Origin of the sequence: Idiomarina fontislapidosi (genome assembly GCF_003226255.1) — a bacterium.
GTDB classification, from domain to species: domain Bacteria; phylum Pseudomonadota; class Gammaproteobacteria; order Enterobacterales; family Alteromonadaceae; genus Idiomarina; species Idiomarina fontislapidosi.
This window is the reverse complement of the sequence record NZ_QJST01000002.1, coordinates 410663-427780: the sequence shown is the minus strand read 5'-3', so window position 1 is coordinate 427780 and position 17118 is coordinate 410663. Positions and strand designations below refer to the sequence as shown.

At 48.2% G+C, this 17118-nt stretch carries 15 protein-coding genes; 5 read left to right on the top strand and 10 right to left on the bottom strand.

Going from position 1 to position 17118, the window contains the following annotated elements; genetic code table 11:
* Positions 1–8: 8 nt before the first annotated feature.
* The gene (locus DFP83_RS04565) at positions 9–1013 is read right to left on the bottom strand and encodes an AraC family transcriptional regulator ligand-binding domain-containing protein (RefSeq protein ID WP_110573602.1); all 1005 of its coding nucleotides are present in this window, start codon (positions 1011–1013) and stop codon (positions 9–11) included.
* Complete coding sequence (locus tag DFP83_RS04560; protein WP_181416367.1) at positions 991–1902, bottom strand: GGDEF domain-containing protein; 912 nt, start codon at positions 1900–1902, stop codon at positions 991–993. The genes DFP83_RS04565 and DFP83_RS04560 overlap by 23 nt, the downstream gene beginning before the upstream one ends.
* Before the next feature lie 194 nt (positions 1903–2096).
* Between DFP83_RS04560 and DFP83_RS04555 the strand changes: the two genes are divergently transcribed.
* The gene (locus DFP83_RS04555; protein ID WP_110573598.1) at positions 2097–4640 is read left to right on the top strand and encodes a TonB-dependent receptor; all 2544 of its coding nucleotides are present in this window, start codon (positions 2097–2099) and stop codon (positions 4638–4640) included.
* 25 nt (positions 4641–4665) lie between these two features.
* On the top strand, positions 4666–6459 hold the full coding sequence (locus DFP83_RS04550; protein ID WP_110573596.1) for a phytase: 1794 nt from the start codon (positions 4666–4668) through the stop codon (positions 6457–6459).
* Here the strand turns inward: DFP83_RS04550 and DFP83_RS04545 are convergent.
* The 5 genes from DFP83_RS04545 to DFP83_RS04525 form a co-directional block, all read right to left on the bottom strand.
* A complete protein-coding gene (locus DFP83_RS04545) occupies positions 6456–8327 on the bottom strand; it encodes an EAL domain-containing protein (RefSeq protein WP_181416366.1) in 1872 nt (623 codons plus the stop codon). The genes DFP83_RS04550 and DFP83_RS04545 overlap by 4 nt on opposite strands.
* Entirely contained in the window at positions 8320–8901 is a 582-nt protein-coding gene (locus tag DFP83_RS04540; RefSeq protein ID WP_110573592.1) for a heme NO-binding domain-containing protein, read from the bottom strand. The genes DFP83_RS04545 and DFP83_RS04540 overlap by 8 nt, the downstream gene beginning before the upstream one ends.
* Before the next feature lie 8 nt (positions 8902–8909).
* On the bottom strand, positions 8910–9266 hold the full coding sequence (locus tag DFP83_RS04535) for a YqaA family protein (protein WP_241971571.1): 357 nt from the start codon (positions 9264–9266) through the stop codon (positions 8910–8912).
* Positions 9267–9460: 194 nt separating this feature from the next.
* Positions 9461–9691 (bottom strand): helix-turn-helix domain-containing protein, encoded by a 231-nt coding sequence (locus DFP83_RS04530; protein WP_110573588.1) that lies wholly within the window; start codon positions 9689–9691, stop codon positions 9461–9463.
* 123 nt (positions 9692–9814) lie between these two features.
* Positions 9815–10291 carry a DUF4199 domain-containing protein gene (locus tag DFP83_RS04525; RefSeq protein ID WP_110573586.1) on the bottom strand — a complete coding sequence of 159 codons (477 nt, stop codon included), beginning with the start codon at positions 10289–10291 and terminating at the stop codon, positions 9815–9817.
* Positions 10292–10410: 119 nt separating this feature from the next.
* On the opposite strand from DFP83_RS04525, the gene DFP83_RS04520 reads away from it, so the two are divergent.
* Complete coding sequence (locus DFP83_RS04520) at positions 10411–10953, top strand: DUF6436 domain-containing protein (RefSeq protein ID WP_126753139.1); 543 nt, start codon at positions 10411–10413, stop codon at positions 10951–10953.
* Here the strand turns inward: DFP83_RS04520 and DFP83_RS04515 are convergent.
* The gene (locus DFP83_RS04515; RefSeq protein ID WP_110573582.1) at positions 10935–11876 is read right to left on the bottom strand and encodes a D-2-hydroxyacid dehydrogenase; all 942 of its coding nucleotides are present in this window, start codon (positions 11874–11876) and stop codon (positions 10935–10937) included. The two genes, DFP83_RS04520 and DFP83_RS04515, sit on opposite strands and share 19 nt — an antisense overlap.
* A gap of 172 nt (positions 11877–12048) precedes the next feature.
* Here DFP83_RS04515 and DFP83_RS04510 point away from each other — a divergent pair, with 172 nt between their 5' ends.
* On the top strand, positions 12049–12285 hold the full coding sequence (locus DFP83_RS04510; protein ID WP_110573686.1) for a FeoA family protein: 237 nt from the start codon (positions 12049–12051) through the stop codon (positions 12283–12285).
* Between the two features lie 29 nt (positions 12286–12314).
* Positions 12315–14132, top strand: a complete 1818-nt coding sequence (gene feoB, locus DFP83_RS04505; protein WP_110573580.1) for a ferrous iron transporter B — start codon at positions 12315–12317, stop codon at positions 14130–14132.
* Positions 14133–14138: 6 nt separating this feature from the next.
* Here the strand turns inward: feoB and DFP83_RS04500 are convergent, their stop codons facing one another.
* The gene (locus DFP83_RS04500) at positions 14139–15965 is read right to left on the bottom strand and encodes a cellulose synthase subunit BcsC-related outer membrane protein (RefSeq protein ID WP_110573578.1); all 1827 of its coding nucleotides are present in this window, start codon (positions 15963–15965) and stop codon (positions 14139–14141) included.
* Positions 15955–17115, bottom strand: a complete 1161-nt coding sequence (bcsZ, locus tag DFP83_RS04495; protein WP_110573576.1) for a cellulose synthase complex periplasmic endoglucanase BcsZ — start codon at positions 17113–17115, stop codon at positions 15955–15957. Before bcsZ ends, DFP83_RS04500 begins: the two co-directional genes overlap by 11 nt.
* Positions 17116–17118: the final 3 nt, after the last annotated feature.

Here is a 17118-nt window from a genome sequence, read left to right as displayed (position 1 = left end):
ACTGCCAATTAAAAACTGGCGAGCCAGCGTCGGCGGGCTCGCCTGAGGTTGTTTGGGTGGCTGTAACCGAGTTTAGCAGCCAGTTCGGCTTGAGTGTGTGGTTTAGCTTCTGAATGGTAGAGAAAGTATTTTAGCCGCGCATAGTCTGCCAGTAGTTTAAAATTTATGCCCTGCGAGGCGAGCAATCGCTTGCACGTTGAAGCGCTCATGTTAAGCGCGTTGGACAGTTCTGCCAGCGATGTTTCCTCCCCTTGCTTTGCTTTCTTTAACATCCAGGAGAGTGCTTCAGTGAGGGGGGCTTGTGGGTTTAGGGTTTCATGTTGCAGTTCGGCAAATGATCGCGCCTGTTGAAAGTCATTGGCAGAGGCTGTTGGATTGTTTGTCGGTAGATGATGCATGGGAAACGAAAGACATGGAATGGGGCGCGAGTCGATAGTGCCTATCCACGTTTGCCAACTGACGGGAAGGCTATCGGGGTCGTGCACGCCGATTCGCCAATCGGATAAATTGACTTGGCAAACCCGGGCTGCGTGTACTACCAACGCTAACATCAATTTGTCGCATGCCTCGCGGAACGCCTTATTGTGTTTATCGGGCAAGCCCGAGACGGGCAGCCAGTCAATGTGAAGACGTTGTTGTAAACGCTTGGGGCGTATCAGTATAAACGGGTGTAATAACGCTTGGTAGCGCAGTGACGATAGCAGTGCAGCGTTAAATGTGCTGGCATAGCGAATGCAGTCGAGTGCGGGACACAGTCTTTGCTGGTGTAGCGATTGAATCACTAACGGCCAGAGTTGAGCATCGCCGACTAACTGCTCTGCCGCAGCAATAATACGCGCGAGATCCTGCTCACTACTGCGTCCTGCTGAAGGCTTGAGTTCATCATCAAACACGTGCGTGCCTTTAAGCAGTTGATGAGGACTCACACCGCGCCGCTCGGCGATAGGCAGAAGTGCTTTAAGCAGCGGTCGAGCAATAAGCTCGCGTGATTTAATGATGGACTCGCGACGCATCAGGGATAATCGCTTCTGGTTGCTGCAGTAATTGTCTCATCGCTTGTTTAGGCGAAGCCTCATTGACGCGCCTCACGCGTGTTTTTATTGCCATATAATTGGGTAGCGCAAGTTGTTCGCGTAGCATTTCTGCCAAAAGACGGATGAGACTCAGCGCTTCTGGGAAGTCGGTTGCGGGCAACAGAATGAGAAATTGATCGCTGTGGTAGCGACATAAGCAATCGCCCGGGCGCAAATATAAGGCGGTCAGCTCGCTAACTTTATTTAGCAACAGATCACCCTCGTGCATTCCCTTTTCATCGTTGTAACGAGCAAATGCCTGTAAATTGATGCTCGCCATCACCACGTGTTGGCGATTGTGTTTATGCAGCGCAAGCTCACGCTCGAGCACTTTTTCAAAATATGGGAGCGTGTACAGTGTCGTAAGCGGGTCGACCCATTCATGGGCACGTAAGTGTTTTTCTCGAACACCGAGTTGGCGGCGTATTTGATGCTGTTCCTTTATCCATTCAGCGGCACCGAACCCTAGAATAATTAAACCAAAAGGTTGCGGTAGGGATTCGAGCCAACTCATCAGACGGACAGCCTCTGGATAGCTGAAAAATTCGTCCAGCAGGTCGAGCGCTAATGAAAAGGTGAGCAAACAACTGCTCCAGAAAAAGAGTCGGGTCACCGCGCCATCGAGTCGTTGGGTTACAATCAAAAACAGACCGACCAAGACAATCAATAAGGTTGATAATTCACCGATAATGTCGAGTGGGTCGATAGCGGAGCGCGGTTTAAGGGAGCCGACTTGGCTCGCGAGTAGCAATGACACCGCGAGTATGCACATCATAAACGGCAGGCGCCAGTCGTAAATTATGCGAGATAAAAACGTATTGCGCGACATACCCAGGCTCCATGCAGTGCTCATACAAGCGCTCACGGTACAGGAGCGGCATGACATTTACATGACAGAAACTCAGCCTGATTGAGCTGTTCGGAGTGCAATCCGAACAGCTCATGAGAACCTCTTCGCACTACATAAAATGACATTTTAGCCACATAGAGTATGTGCCTGACATTCACCACCAGGGCACTAACATGATGAAAAAAACTTACCTCGTTTATTGTGTTGCAGCCGCCTTAAGTAGCGCGCATGCGGTTGCTCAAAGCGAACCAACACAGTCAACGGAAACAAAACCCTCGGCAGAACAGGCACCTATCGAAGAGGTCTTGACCATTGGCTACCGCGAGTCTGTTCAAAAGGCCGTTCAGCAACAACGCGACGCCGGCGGCATTATTAACGTTCTTAAAAAAGATGACATGGGTAAGCTTCAAGACGACAGCATCAGTGATGCGTTGCAGCGTATGCCGGGGCTATCGGTTGAGCGTGACCAAGGCGAGGGGCGGTTTATCCGCATTCGTGGTTTGGCGCCCGACTTGAACTCAGTGTCATACAATGGCACTTCGTTAGCGGCGCCAGAAGCGGGTCGCCGCGCAGTCGCGCTTGATGTGATCCCATCGGACTTACTTGAATCGGTGGTTGTGAGCAAAACGCTTACCCCCGATATTCCTGCGGGTAGCTTAGGTGGCAATATCGAGCTAAAGAGTATGACGGCATTTGACCGCGATGGCGCATTCTATTCGCTGTCGTCGGAGCTTGGATATAACGCACAGGCGAGCGAGACCAATCCGAAGTTCTCGGCGGTCGCCAGCAACACGTTTGATATTGGCGATAACAAAGACAGTTTTGGCGTAGCGGTCGCGGGTAGTCATCAGGATCGCTCGTTTACAACCGACAACGTTGAAACCGGTGGCAACTGGGACTTTGATGAGCCGGGTTTAGAGGAATTTGAGCAGCGTGCTTACCAAGTGACCCGTGAGCGTACAGGCCTTGCACTGAACTTGGATTATCGTCCGAGTGAGACCTCTCAATATTACTTACGCTCACTGTACAGTGAGTTTGCGGATACTGAGATTCGTCAAGGCATTATCACTGAATTTGAAGACCCGATTGCCGAAAATACCGCAAGCGCCGGTGAAATTACGCGTGAACTCAAAGATCGTAAAGAGACACAAAAAATTCAAGCGTACATGATAGGTACCGAACAAACTTGGCAAGATTGGCAACTCACACTTGAGTTGGGCACCAGTGAAGCGAGTGAATCGCAACCGTTTGCCATTGGCGGTGCACAGTTTGTGCAATCATTTGATGACGGACTGGGTTATCAAGGCGTTGAGCAATTACAGCTCATCGCGCCTGATAGTGCTTATCAAGGCGAGGGGTATAGCATTGACGAAGTTGAAGTCAGTGATGCTTATACCGAGGAAAACGCAGACAGCCTAAAAGTCGATTTAGCGTACGATTGGTTGCAACCGAGTTACCAAGTGACCTTTAAAGGCGGTATTCGTATCAGTCAGCGCGAGAAGACCGCACGAGAAGATATCTTTATCGTTGAAGACTTTGCTGATTTAGGCGTTTCAGCACTTACGCTTGCTGACTATGCAACCGGCGACGTTGAGTATGGCTTTGATCGATTTGGGCCGGGTATTTCAGCGGATGCATTATGGGGTGTGTTGGACACGCTCACACTGGCAGACTTCCGTGATGATGTTGAATCGAGCATTGCACAGTATCAGATCGATGAAGACATCAATGCTGGATATTTTATGGCTGACCTCAACTCAGGGGCTTGGCAGGTGATCGCCGGCGCACGCTACGAGCATGAACAACGCGATGCGCGCGGAACTCGTTATAATGATGAGTTGAATGAGTTCTCGCCAGAGTATGCCGAATTCAGCGATGCTCAGTGGCTACCGAGTTTAATTGGCCGTTATGAGCTGAGCAACTCGACAATTGTGCGCATGGCTTATAGCACGGGTTTGGTGCGTCCTAGCTTTGAACAAATCCGTCCGAGCTATTTTGTTGAAAATGACGACGGTGATATTAAAGCTGAATTTGGCAACCCAGCATTAGAGCCGTTGACCTCACGCAATCTTGATCTAGGCATTGAGCACTATGATGAAACCTTAGGGGTTATGTCTGCCACGGCGTTTTATAAATCGATTAAAAACTTTGTTTATGAAGCGGATATTGCTGGACGTCCAGGCTATGAGTCATTTGACGAAGCGGTCACTTATATCAATGGCGATGACGCCTATGTTGCTGGTTTAGAGTTTAACTTGGTGCATCAGCTTAGTGGATTTAATAGCTGGTTAGATAACTTTCTGATTAATACCAACCTGACATTCACCGATTCTGAAGCAACGGTTGATTGGCTGGATGACGGTACACGTATGGAGCGTGATATCCCACTTCCGAGTCAGTCTGATACAACGGCGAACATTGCGCTTGGCTACGAAACGCAAGATTTAAGTATGCGCTTGGCCGCTAATTATAAGTCTAAGTACCTTGCTGAATTGGGCGACGTAGAGGACAGCCGCTATGACATCTACGAAGACGACAACCTCACCTTAGATTTCTCCACTAAATGGCTGCTCAGTGAGCAATTGAGCGTTAACTTTGCCGTCAACAATATCACTGATGAAGAGTATTTTGTGTACACCGGTGATAAACGCTACAACGCTCAGTATGAAGCCTATGGGCGCAGCTATAGCTTGGGCATTCAGTGGGTCAATTGGTAAGTAAAGCGAGATTAGAGAGATTACAATGAGTTTATTTAAAGTAACTGTATTGAGCGCGTCATTATTAATGGCATTGCACACTGATAATAGCCATGCAAATGAACGCCACCGGGAAGTACTCCCAGACGCGTCGGTTATCTCGGTATCGAGTGAGGGCATTACTCGCGGTGAGCAACAGTTGGTTGCAGGTGATTTCTATCATCTTAAACAATATGCGCTCGGCGAACGTGAATCGATTCTTGCAGCGATGGAAGGCGATACTCAAGAGTTGTTCGTTTGGCGATATCACCAAGGTCGTTTATTGCCTTTGTATAAAGGTGAGATCGAAACGCGCGTAGTCGAAGATCTGTGCTTTTATGACAGTGCAGAAAACAGCCAGCTGTCGTTATTTTTGATAGGTGGTCGCGGAGGCGCAGAACAACGCTTGCTCAGACAAGATGAAACTTGGTTGCAAGAGCCTATCACGATTCGTGATTTAAATGTGCCATACGACGCGACGGCGTGTGCAGTTGATCAGCATCAAGGTGCGCTTTATGTCGCCGAGTCTGATCAAGCGATTTGGGCTTATAACGCAGAGCCAGAAGCCGAGGAAAAGCGTTTTTTGAAATCGGTGCGTGCACCCTTTGGACACATCAAAGGCGAAATCAAAGCATTATCACTGCTTAATGATGGGCGACTATTAGCTTTGGAAGAAATGCCTGCGCGCTTACTCAAGATATCGACACACGATGATACCGTGGGTGAAACTGAGGCTCAGCTCGTTTCTACGACACACGAGTACCATGATATTTCGGTGTTGTCAGATGACCGAGTGTTGGTCACTCGTGAATCAGGCAGCAACGCGATCGAAGTTGAGGTAACGCAAGGTGAAGCGGAGCGGCATGCCCCGGTTAAACCGATTGCGCAAGTCGCAGCAACGCTTGAAACCGATCCTTCACCTCGTCGTGGCGATGCGATAGATGATCCTGCAATTTGGGTATCACCGACCGCGCCCGAGGATAGCTTGATCTTAGGAACGGACAAGCGCACGGGTCTCTATGTATATTCAATGAACGGTGACATTCAACAGCACCTGAATGTGGGTCGTCTGAATAACGTCGACGTACGTGATAACTTGGCGGTTGCCTCGCTACGTGACAATAATAGTCTCCAGTTTTTTGATATTCGTCAGTCGGGTGAGCTGAGTATTGCTCAGCAGGTCAGTACCGATCTGGACGAAATATATGGGCTTTGTATGGGCTATGAAGCCAACAGTGACCGCTTGTCGGTTTACGTGAATGGTAAATCCGGGCGTATCTTGCACTTCTGGGTGAAGTCTGCGGAGGATGTTGAGTTGGTTCGCGAGATGTCGGTTCCATCACAGCCAGAGGGATGTGTTGTCGATGACAAAACACAACGTTTGTTTGTGGGCGAGGAAGACGCAGGTATCTGGTTATTTGATGCTGCTGTCAATGGATCTGAGCAAGGTGAGCAAATTATCACAGCGGATGACGTCGCGGAAATCGTTCCGGATATTGAAGGTTTAGCTTTAGCGCAATACGATAACGAGACGCTGCTGTTTGTTTCGAGCCAAGGCAGTGATAGTTATGTCGTATTTGATGCTGCCGCCCCTTACGCGCTGCGTAAGCACTTCCGTATTCGTACGAACATCGATAAAGGTATCGACGGTGCTTCTGAAACCGACGGTATTGAAGTAACTACTCGATCGCTCGGAGAAGGCTTTAAGCAGGGCGCATTGGTTGTGCAAGACGGTCGTAACCGTATGCCTGAAGCGGGACAAAATTTGAAGTTAGTCCCACTGCAGACAATTATCGATTAATAAGTACCGCGAGGTAGTTGATCGATGGCTTCATCGGCGGGCAGTGGGCGCGCTAGTAAAAACCCTTGAATCGCCATGTCCCCGATACTATTGAGGAAGTCGAGCTCTTCGGCTTCCTCAACACCTTCCGCAACGACAGACAAGTCCAGCTCGGTAGCCAACTCATAAACAGTTTTAATAATGGCTGATTTTTGTTTATTTTCGTGCAAGTTAGCAACAAAGCTGCGATCTATTTTCAAGGTGTCGATTGCTAAGCTTCGCAAATAGCTGAGCGATGAGTAACCGGTCCCAAAATCGTCTAGCGCAATTCGAACACCTTGCTGGCGCAGCTTATCAATCTGTTCAGCGGCGTGTTTAAAACTCTCGACGAGGGTTGATTCAGTGACCTCGAGTTTGAGTCGCGAAGGCGATACATTGGCTCCCTCGAGTTTAGCTAATACATTATCGGCAAAGTAGGGGTCTTGCAGTTGAATCGCTGAAACATTAACCGCAATATAAAACGGGTGGTCACGTAAAACACCGGACTGCCACTGTTTAATGGTCGCGATCGTGCTGTCGAGTATTGAGTACCCAAGTTCACGCATTAATCCAGCATCTTCGGCGATGGGAATAAATTCTCCTGGGGACACGGTACCAAGTTCCGCATGGCGGAAGCGGGCGAGTGCCTCAAACCCTTCGAGTGTTTTCGTCTTACCCTGATATATCGCTTGATAATCGGGCGCGAGGGCATTCTTCATCAAGCTGCGCCGTAACTCCTTCTCAACGCGCATGCGGCGACTATCTTGGCTGATATGTGCCTCGGTAAATATACATGTTTGACCTAGTTGGCGTGCGCGTCGCAAAGCTGACCACGCGTAGTTTATCAGCTGTTGTGATTGCTCAATGCGCAGCATCGATGACACCACTGCGCCGACCGCCACTTCAAAACGGATTTCATCATCAAATGTACGCTGTGTATTAGCGCAGTTATCCCGAAGTTGCTGACAGACATCTTCGATAGTGAGGTTGGTCGCAGCGAGTTCAGATTCAAACCCCATCACGGCAAAGGTGATAGCACTGAGTTTACTCGCGACAAGATGTAAGTTACTGACTTTACTCAAGCGTTCTTGAATAATCGGATAAAGCATCGCGTTACTCGGGTGTTCAGAGGACGTTAATATCGCGTCTATATTTTCAACCGTGACATAGACCAGAAACAGAGATTGCTCCTCGGTGATGGCATCCTCGACACGTTCTCGTAAGTAGCGCTCATTAGTCATCCCTGACTCTTGGTCAAAGATTCGCATGGCAGAAATATCGGTCTGCGTTCCTGCGACAATTGAGCATTGCTGGTTGTTGTCTTTTTGACATACACCGCGACAAAGCATCCATCGGTAGCCTTGATGAGCGGTTTTTACACGATACTCTACGTTTAAGTGTTCAGATTCGCCCTTACGTAAGCGTTTAATGGCATCGCGAAAACGACCCCGATCAGCTGGGTGAATTTGCTGAAGCCAAAACTCGGGCGATTGGGTATTCGCATCGTGGGGAAGTTCAAGCATCGAATACCAACGTCCTGATAATGTCAGCTCATCATTGGCAATATCCCAGATCCAAACGCCATCATTAGAGCCTGCTAAAATGAGGTCGAGTAACGATGTACGCTCTTTAACTTTGTCCTCGAGCTGCATATTCAGTGACTGCATATCGTCGAGCGAACGGCGCACGTTCTCTAGTAGAAAATTAACCAACAGCGCAAGTTTTTGACCTTCGGTATCTGGTGTATCAACAGCCACATGAATATCAAAATTATTATCGATGGTATCGCACAACTGATCGGCAATTTGGGTAATCACTGAACGTAGTGATAGGTTTTGGTTGTCAGTCACAGGCGACCTCCTGACGTTTATTGGGCCAAGAGATGAGGAACTCACAATGCACCGCACCTTGATGCATGCAACAGGGCTCCTCGAATTCAATTTCATCGTCATACAATGCGGCGACTTCAAACGCGAGTGCTTGATAGAGTCGGCAAAGTCCATTGGCTGAACGATAAATAACGCGCACCTTGCCAGGCTCAATCGATGTTGCTGTGAACTTGTCGTTTACGTGCTGGCGCTCATCCTGCCTTTTTAGTCCTGATGCCATAACAGCGTGAATGCGTGCTTGGCGCAGAAGAAACCCTTCGGAATCATCTGCGATTTCGAAAAATCGGGGGAAAAGTGCCTGCGCCTTTTTTAAAAACGCGGTGGCATAATGTTGGTAAACAGTTGTTTCGGATAAGCCTGTTTCTATTACCGCAGCATTAATTAATCGAAGACACTCGTCATCACTGTAGTTTTTATCAATACGATAGTTGATCGAAGGATCTACATTGGCTGCTTTGAGAACACGCTGTTTAAGTTCATTGCCGCCGTGTTGATCGAGTAACTCCAATAATACTTGCTGAATGATGCCTATCATTATTATCCTTAAACACTGGTGGCTATCACTGCATAACGAGCCACTTTTCCAATCGATACTAAAAGCAAAAATAAACCAAAATTAACCCTAGATAAACCAGCAAACAGTGTTAATGGATCACCAATAATCGGTAGCCATGCAAAAAGTAGCGTCCAACGACCAAATTTATTAAATAGCTCCTCAGCCCTTATTAAATTTGCTTTATAGTGATTTAAGCGACTCTTCATAAAGCCTTTATGAAGTAAGTAACCGATTCCGAAATTAATAACTGAACCAAGCACATTGCCCACCGACGCAACAGCAACTGTTTCAACAATAGGCCAACCATTTTTTATTAAACCAATAAGCACCAATTCGGAACCCATGGGAAATAACGTTGAGGCAATGAGCGAAGAAAAAAACAGCGACAGGTAACCAGTAAGCATTAAGCGAATTTTGGAAATGAAAAATAATATGAATGATTTTACGGGTAAAGCGAACTAAAAGATATTACATAATATCGATTAATCCGGTGCTGTTATTTTTATTATTAGTTGGCTAGAGCCGCTTGCTAGCGTGCTCAATAACCACCTTCAATCAGCCATTTTTCGGAGGTGCGAAGCTCTATCGAAATTTGTGTGAGTAGTTTGCGCGAAGGCGGTCGATCACCCGACTCAATTTGGTTGTATTCTGGCTCACTGACGCCGAGTTTTTTTGCGAGTTGAGTCATCGGAAGCATCAGTGTTTTCCGACGTTGCTTCACACGCCGTGCAAAGTCTTTAGCGACAAATGATGATTTAATAGATGACATCTTAACCTCTACTGCATTACAACTGAGCTATGGTTACGCGCCTGAGCCCTAAAGGATCAACAGACCCGTAACGATGGCAGATTTATTTGTCAGAGATAAGACGCTTTTTTGACGATTTAGTTTCTAGCTTTGAGTCGTTTTTGAGCGTAGAAAGAACGCTACGACCGCACTGGTAATCAGACCTAATCCGATAGCCCCTACAATCGACTGAAAGATGTAAGCGGTCAGCGTAAAATACTCCTCAGCTCTCATATCACTCATCATGCCTGAGGCGACTGCGTGATGACGCATGTTGTCAAAAAACTCGGGTGATATCGTGGTATGAAAGATTAACTGCACTAAGGGTGCCAGTATGGCAATCACAAGGGTGAGTTTAACGCCGCTAATAAAGCCCGTGAGCCAGCTCATTTGTTGATCGGGTAAGTTGCGTTTCTTATCGCGTAGCGCTAACACATAAATTGCAATGGCGATAATGGCAAAAATATTAGTCAGAAAAAAATGATACTCGATATTTTGGTGATGCAGGCCTGCAATACGCTCAACAGTGAGCCATAGCAGCATTGCAATACTAAAAATGATACCCCACTTGAGTGCGTTCATAACTGAGTTCCTTGTTAAATTTTTGTGATAAGCACTACAACTATAATACATGTAAGCGCTTCGCGATAAGTCCAAGTTATGCCAAACTATGCACTCATTTTACGTGTAGGCACATGAGTGTGGATAAACGACTCCGGAAACTTGTTGCTATCGCCCTATGTGCGCTTCTCGTTGTGGTCGCGCTGAGTACGTATTTACTTTACCAGCCACTGACTTGGTTTGATAAATCAGGCGCGTTGCAAGCACAGCTGACAGAAGGGCAGGTAGGCAAACGCTTAGGGCAATGGTTAAATAAGCAAGGCTACCCAACTGAATCGCGCGTTTTTCATGTGATGGATGCAACGTGTGCATGTAACTGGCGTACTCAGGCGCACAAGCAGGTCGTGATGCGCAGAGTAACAGCCAACGAGGGTGCCAATGTAACGCTTTCGCTCGCCGAGTTACCCGGCTTAAAAGATTGGCTGCCGGCAACACCGGCAGTTATTCTATTTGATGCTGATGGTGAGCTCATATATCTGGGGCCCTACGCTGACGGTGCCTTTTGCAATACTGAGAGCAGCTTCATTGAACCGCTCATTGATCACGTCAGTACACGCGTCAGCGACATGGATGCCGGCTGGGTCAATACGGTTGCTCGAGGCTGTTACTGTCCCACGTCGTGAATAAATGTGCGCAGGTTGGTTGCGCTGATATCAATGATGGCTTGTCTTGCCTCGGGTGCTAACCACGCACTATGTGGAGTAACGACTAAATTGAGTGGCTCGTCGATGGCATCCAGTATCGGGTTGCCATTGCGCGGTGGTTCCTCGGATAACACATCGACAGCGAGTCCTCCAATATCGCCACGTCGCAACGCTGCAACAGCGTCACTTTCATTAACGATACCGCCACGCGCCGCGTTCACGATTAACGCACTGGGTTTGCAGTATTTCAGGTTATCAACACTGAGTAAGTCGCGTGTGTCCTCAGTCAATGGACAGTGGAATGAAATAACGTCGGCGCTAGGCAGTAAGGCGTTGAGACTCGGTCGTGGGTCATCCGCTTTACCGGGACGAGCGGCGATGGTCACTCGCATACCGAAAGCCTTAGCGAGCGATTCGACGGCTTGCCCGAGTTCACCGTGACCAACAATCACTAAATGTTTACCTGCGAGTTGCACGACAGGGAAGTCGTCTAAACAAAATCGAGCGGCGGTTTGCCATGCACCACTTGCTACACGCTGCTGGTAACGAACTGCTTGAGTTGCAAGATTTAACATCAGGGAGAGTGTGTGTTGTGCAACGCTGGCTGTGCCATAGGCCTCGACATTGGCGACTTTAATGTTGTGCGACTGCGCTGCAACATGGTCAACGTTATTCGTACCTGTCGCTAAAATGCCTATCCACTTGAGCCGTGTAGCTGATTGTAGCGCTTTGCTATCGAGTACAACTTTATTACTAAAGACAATATCGACATCTTTTATTCGTTCAGCACATTGTTCCGGCGATGTTTCGTTAAACACCTGCCAGTCGCTGAGTTGTTCTGCAATAGGTTGCCAATCCACATCTTGGCCCAGACTGGCTGCATCAAGCACTACACCTTTCATGTGACACTCCAATTAGTTAGCGTGCTAAGTTGTACGTTTGGCTTTACGACTGAGCTTATAAGCCCTACGTAGACTGAGTTTGCCCACATTAGGCAGGAACTTGCTTTGGATCAAGCAATCTATTGAAGATAATCTTAATATTTATGATAATAGTTCTCATTCGGGAGGACGCATGAAAACACTTTGGGATTTAGCAGCGAATCAGTCCGCAGTGGTGGATACCATCGATACACAACTGACGACTTCGGTTATTAGCCGTTTAGAAGAAATGGGATTTAGTGAGGGGCAGTGCGTCCTTTGTATTCGCCGTTCACCCTTTAAAGGTCCGCTTGTCGTGCAGATAGGCGACTGCGTGTACTCATTAGAACAGTCGGTTGCCGATAAAATTAACCTCGCCCTCGCGTCTTAAGCCTTTTCTTTTAACAATTTGGGTTGTATATGGAACGCATTGTCTTAGTGGGGAAACCCAACTGTGGTAAGAGCTTGTTGTTCAATCAATTAACTGGGTTACGACAAAAAGTCGCTAATTTTCCTGGCGTCACCGTTGAACTTAAAACGGGCCAATTTAACCAGTTTGAAGTTGTTGATTTCCCGGGGACGTACTCGCTCCATAGTCTTTCCAAAGATGAAGAAATTGCTGTCGAAAAGCTCAACTTAGCGGTTGATGATCATGAAACTAAACTTGTTGTCTGCGTACTTGATGCGGCACGGTTGGAGCGTAGTTTAGTATTCGCACTCCAGGTTCAGGCGCTGGCGCGGAGAAATAATAAAGCCGTGGTGTTTGTGCTCAATATGATCGACGAGGTTGAGCGCTACGGTTTGCAAATTGATGCCGATGCACTGCAGGCGGAACTTGGCGCGCCTGTGTACGCGCTCTCGGCTAAAACCTTACAGGGCGTATCCGAGTTTAAAAACGCATTGCCTGAGTTAGTGGCGCAAACGACGGTTCCCGATGCATTAACTATCCAACTGGGTGAACAAACAAAATTTATTGAGCGTGCGCGACAACTGAATGCTGCGTACGGAATTCGCTCCGATGTGGTGCTAAAAAATCAGAATCGTATTGACCGCTTTTTGCTCAACAATGTGCTCGGCGGTGTCGCCTTTTTGGGGATCATGTTTTTTCTATTTCAGAGCATATTTACTTGGGCACAGCCACTGATGGATGGCACCGAAGCTGCGATAGGATGGATCGCCAGTACCGTTACTGGTTGGCTAGGCGCCGGTATGGCAGCGGATTTTCTTAATGATGCGATTTTTGGTGGGGTCGGCGCATTTTTGGTGTTCGTGCCTCAGATCATGGTACTCACGTTGATTATTGGTATTTTAGAAGACAGTGGTTACTTGGCAAGAGCCGCTCTGATTTGTCATAAGCCATTGAGCTTATTCGGCTTGTCGGGGCGCAGTTTTATTCCTTATTTATCCGGTCACGCCTGTGCTATACCCGCAATTATGGCAGCCCGCACTATCGAGTCACCGCGCAAACGCTTGATCACCATGTTGACCATTCCATTGATGTCTTGCTCAGCACGATTACCTGTTTACGCGTTATTGGTTGCGGTATTGATTCCCAGCGATGCGACGTTTTTGGGCGTATTCGATCTGCAAGGGGCGGCGTTTTTTGGGCTTTATTTCTTTGGTATTGTGATGGCACTGGTGGTGAGTACGTTAATGAATCTGTTTACGCGAAAGCGCCACGAGCTTAACGATATGCCGTTCATACTTGAACTTCCATCATACCGTTTGCCGCATTGGAAACCGTTGTTGCAACGGGTGTTGAACAGCGGTGTTCAGTTTATTAAACGCGCTGCGCCAGTGATCTTCATCGTGTCATTATGTTTGTGGACGTTAGGTTACTTCCCACAAGGTGCCGGCTTAGAGCACTCGCTTCTGGGCAAGATCGGTCACTTTATTGAGCCGATATTTGAACCCTTGGGGCTCGATTGGCGTTATGGTGTTGCGATTATGATGTCTTTTTTGGCGCGCGAGGTGTTTGTCGGCGCCTTAGGCACCATGTTTGGAATGTCGGGTGCCGAGGAGAACATTGCTGGTCTTGCTGCGCAAATTCAGGCAGATGGTCTTAGCTTGGGGGCAGGTATCGGTTTGCTCCTGTTTTACGTGGTTGCTTTACAATGTGTTGCCACCGTTGCCATGCTGCGAGCGGAAACCGGCAAAAGTCGTATCGCGTGGGGGTTGTATGTGGGCTACGGGGTACTGGCTTATTGTATCGCTGCGCTTGCAGCCCACATCATTTAACTGTGACTAAAAGTCGACATAACGCGAGGGCGGATTCGGTGGGCGGAATGCATTGCCATCCCCGTCGAAGTGATAGCGAAAATACAGTTGATAGTTATTGGGGGTATAGAACTCAGAACGTTCAATCTGGGTGTTTAAACCGATGCTCCAGTGGGGGCTGATACGATACTCAAATGCCGCGCGAAAGCTACGCCCAAATCCACCCCCATCGGGGTTACCTATATGTATTGGGTTGCCTGCCAGCTGCTGTAATTCAGCGGAGGTTGGATAGAACGCTGCATCATCCAAACGACTTGTCGATTCGCCAAATGATGCTCTCAGAATATACGAAAAGCGATCGATGCGACCAAAAAATTCTAAGGGTAGACTCAACGAAGCATAGTGCGCAGGACTGTAATAGCCACCATGACCAAAGGTCGTTTCGCCCCGGTTTTTATCGAACCCCCAGCTTAATGCGGTGAGCCCTGAGGTAAACGCAAAAGCTTCAGTATCAATGATGCGAAAGTAGACGCCGGTATAGGCATACCATTGTTTATTATCATCAACATTCCGACCCGAGTAGTGGTTCACTCCAAAATTAGACCACCAGCCCATCAGCCCGCCTTGGTCCCAGTTGAGACTACCGCCGATGCCTTGTCGCACGACCGGTCCCCAACGGCGTGATGAAAATGGGTCTTTCTGACCGGAGAAAGTTAATATCGAGGTGGTTTCGATGCGCCGCTCGATGCCCAATCCCCAGCCAAACTCACCCAAATCACCACTGTACTCGAGACCGCCGAGTAACTCCTTTTTATCAAAACCGATAGGACTTACGCCCAAATCAACGTGCCAAATATCGTTATCAAAGGCAACGCCCAACGAGGCGCCACCCTCAGTTAAGTTGTCTAAAAGACCTTGGTTACAAGCGTCCGTCTGGCACAGCAACCCGGTGCCAAATCGGTCTTTCTGAAAGGTATTGCTTAAATCAAACTCGCCAGCCTCAGTCGTGAAACCATCGAGTTTAACTGTCCAAATTCCGTATTCCGTTGGGTTTCGGTATTCAAGTAACAAGGTATCGCTAGCGAAGGAGGTATTGCCGGCTACCGAGTCTCTATCATTGCGCAAGAAGCCGATAGTTAAGTAGGGACCTTGGTTTTCCAGCGACGATGGTGTGGCGCTTGTGTCTACGTTGCTCGGCGTCGAAGTAGGCGTCACTGCACTTTTTGCACTCGCGGAGTCACCGTTAATGATGGGGCTGTATGTCACCGTACGCGTAAGGCGCGCTTTGGGAATTGTTGGCGGCTCTTTAGCTGTTACTTCGGGTGAGCGATTTGATGGATAGATACTGTCGGTGGCAGCAGACGCTTGTTGCGAGAGAGACGTTAGTTTTAGCCAGTCAGTTCGATAAGGCTCAAGCAGTGGTTCCGCATCGTATACTTGTTTATAGAGCTCACGTGCGCGCTCGGTCTTTCCCGTCAACATTGCTAATCGAGCTTGTGCGATGAGCGATTGGTAAGGCGGTTGACTGATTTGCATACGTTCTTTATTGCGTGCAGTAATGATACTGTTTGGCACCGAGGTTTGAAGGGCTTCAAACAGCGTTTTTGCCAGTGTCATGTTATTATTCGCTAGTGCTTCTACCAATTCGAACTCAATGGCGCGAGGATGATTGGGAGCAGTGCGTTGTAGCTGCTCGATCAGCCTATCCCTGTGATATATTCGACCTGCTGCTTCGGCTTGCTCTATCCGTTTTATGAGTACGTCAATAGCGTCGGACGGTTGCGCTGATAAGGGCATTGCGAACGACTGACAACTGGTTATTAGCAGAAGGTTAAATAATACATTAGTTCGCATAGCATGCCTTATTATCTTGCCCCGAAACCCAGAAGAGATTCAAAGTGCCATCGGCGTTGACCGCAAAACATTGTTGGTGGGCTAAGCCGAATAAAATGAGTACCTGATCGTAGTAGTTTTCCTGGTAATCTGACGCGGGGGTTTCTTTGATCCGCTGTAATGCTCGACTGTAGGCAACCGGTGCGGTTTTTTTAAAGTAGGGTATCAGCGCCGCGGAAAACCCGATATTGGCTTCTCCCGTTGGCGTGCCCGTAAACCAGTCTAACGTTTCAGGTGGGTACGAGCTTGATTGGCTTTCATGCGCCATCGTTAGATAGTGTTCTAATAAACGCTGGCTAGGATCCAGTGCGAACCAATAATAACTGCGGATGGCATCATAACTCCCTTGAGCTGCTTGCGCGTTAAGCACCTCACCGCTTAAGGACAAGGTCAGCCAATCGGCAACGACACCGCTTGGGTTATGCTTAAGCATCAAGCGCTGCTGCGATTGACCAAGTGCAAGCCATCGTGCATCACCGCTTAGCTGGTACAAACCGTCGAGGACAAATAACGGCGCGTAACTGGGATTAATTGTGACGCGATCTTGCTTAGCAAAGCCAATCGGTGCAGGAAGCAATAGTAGTTCGCCATTTTGATAGGTCACGACCTGTTGCATCAGTTGTTGCGATAAAGCGCTCGCTAGGACCTGGTAATCGGGTTCTTGCCACACCTCGGCGGCGTGATAAAGCGCGTAAATAAGCAGTATATCCACATCACTCGCCGAGTTGCTATCTAATACGGTCCAGCTCTCTGTGGTTGAATTATACCCCCATTGCCAGGCAGGCAATTGTTTAGTGAGATCACCGTCGGCAAGATTGTTCTCTAACCAAGTCAAAAGCTTAGAAAAGTGCTCGGGCTGGTTAGCGAAAAGACTAAACAACATGCCGTAGACTTGACCCTCCGACGTGGTTATCAGGGCATCCGTGCTGCGATCAATTACACGAAACTGATCATCAACTAGATGTTGATTAAAGCGTTGCCAATGATATCCATATTGTAACTGTTGATCTGTCGGCTGCCATTGTTCGGGTGCCGCGCGATCGGGTCTGTCGCACCCTGTCAGGGTTGCAACAATTATCAGGCTTATCGACACTAACCGGCCTACGCGCATTAC

What these genes read in the sequence shown, in the direction of transcription:
- DFP83_RS04515 (WP_110573582.1), bottom strand. Translation starts at nt 11,876, where the DNA reads ATGAAAGGTGTAGTGCTTGATGCAGCCAGTCTGGGCCAAGATGTGGAT.
- DFP83_RS04535 (WP_241971571.1), bottom strand. Translation starts at nt 9,266, where the DNA reads ATGGGTTCCGAATTGGTGCTTATTGGTTTAATAAAAAATGGTTGGCCT.
- DFP83_RS04510 (WP_110573686.1), top strand. Translation starts at nt 12,049, where the DNA reads ATGAAAACACTTTGGGATTTAGCAGCGAATCAGTCCGCAGTGGTGGAT.
- bcsZ (WP_110573576.1), bottom strand. Translation starts at nt 17,115, where the DNA reads ATGCGCGTAGGCCGGTTAGTGTCGATAAGCCTGATAATTGTTGCAACC.
- DFP83_RS04555 (WP_110573598.1), top strand. Translation starts at nt 2,097, where the DNA reads ATGATGAAAAAAACTTACCTCGTTTATTGTGTTGCAGCCGCCTTAAGT.
- feoB (WP_110573580.1), top strand. Translation starts at nt 12,315, where the DNA reads ATGGAACGCATTGTCTTAGTGGGGAAACCCAACTGTGGTAAGAGCTTG.
- DFP83_RS04565 (WP_110573602.1), bottom strand. Translation starts at nt 1,013, where the DNA reads ATGCGTCGCGAGTCCATCATTAAATCACGCGAGCTTATTGCTCGACCG.
- DFP83_RS04550 (WP_110573596.1), top strand. Translation starts at nt 4,666, where the DNA reads ATGAGTTTATTTAAAGTAACTGTATTGAGCGCGTCATTATTAATGGCA.
- DFP83_RS04530 (WP_110573588.1), bottom strand. Translation starts at nt 9,691, where the DNA reads ATGTCATCTATTAAATCATCATTTGTCGCTAAAGACTTTGCACGGCGT.
- DFP83_RS04500 (WP_110573578.1), bottom strand. Translation starts at nt 15,965, where the DNA reads ATGCGAACTAATGTATTATTTAACCTTCTGCTAATAACCAGTTGTCAG.
- DFP83_RS04525 (WP_110573586.1), bottom strand. Translation starts at nt 10,291, where the DNA reads ATGAACGCACTCAAGTGGGGTATCATTTTTAGTATTGCAATGCTGCTA.
- DFP83_RS04560 (WP_181416367.1), bottom strand. Translation starts at nt 1,902, where the DNA reads ATGTCGCGCAATACGTTTTTATCTCGCATAATTTACGACTGGCGCCTG.
- DFP83_RS04540 (WP_110573592.1), bottom strand. Translation starts at nt 8,901, where the DNA reads ATGATAGGCATCATTCAGCAAGTATTATTGGAGTTACTCGATCAACAC.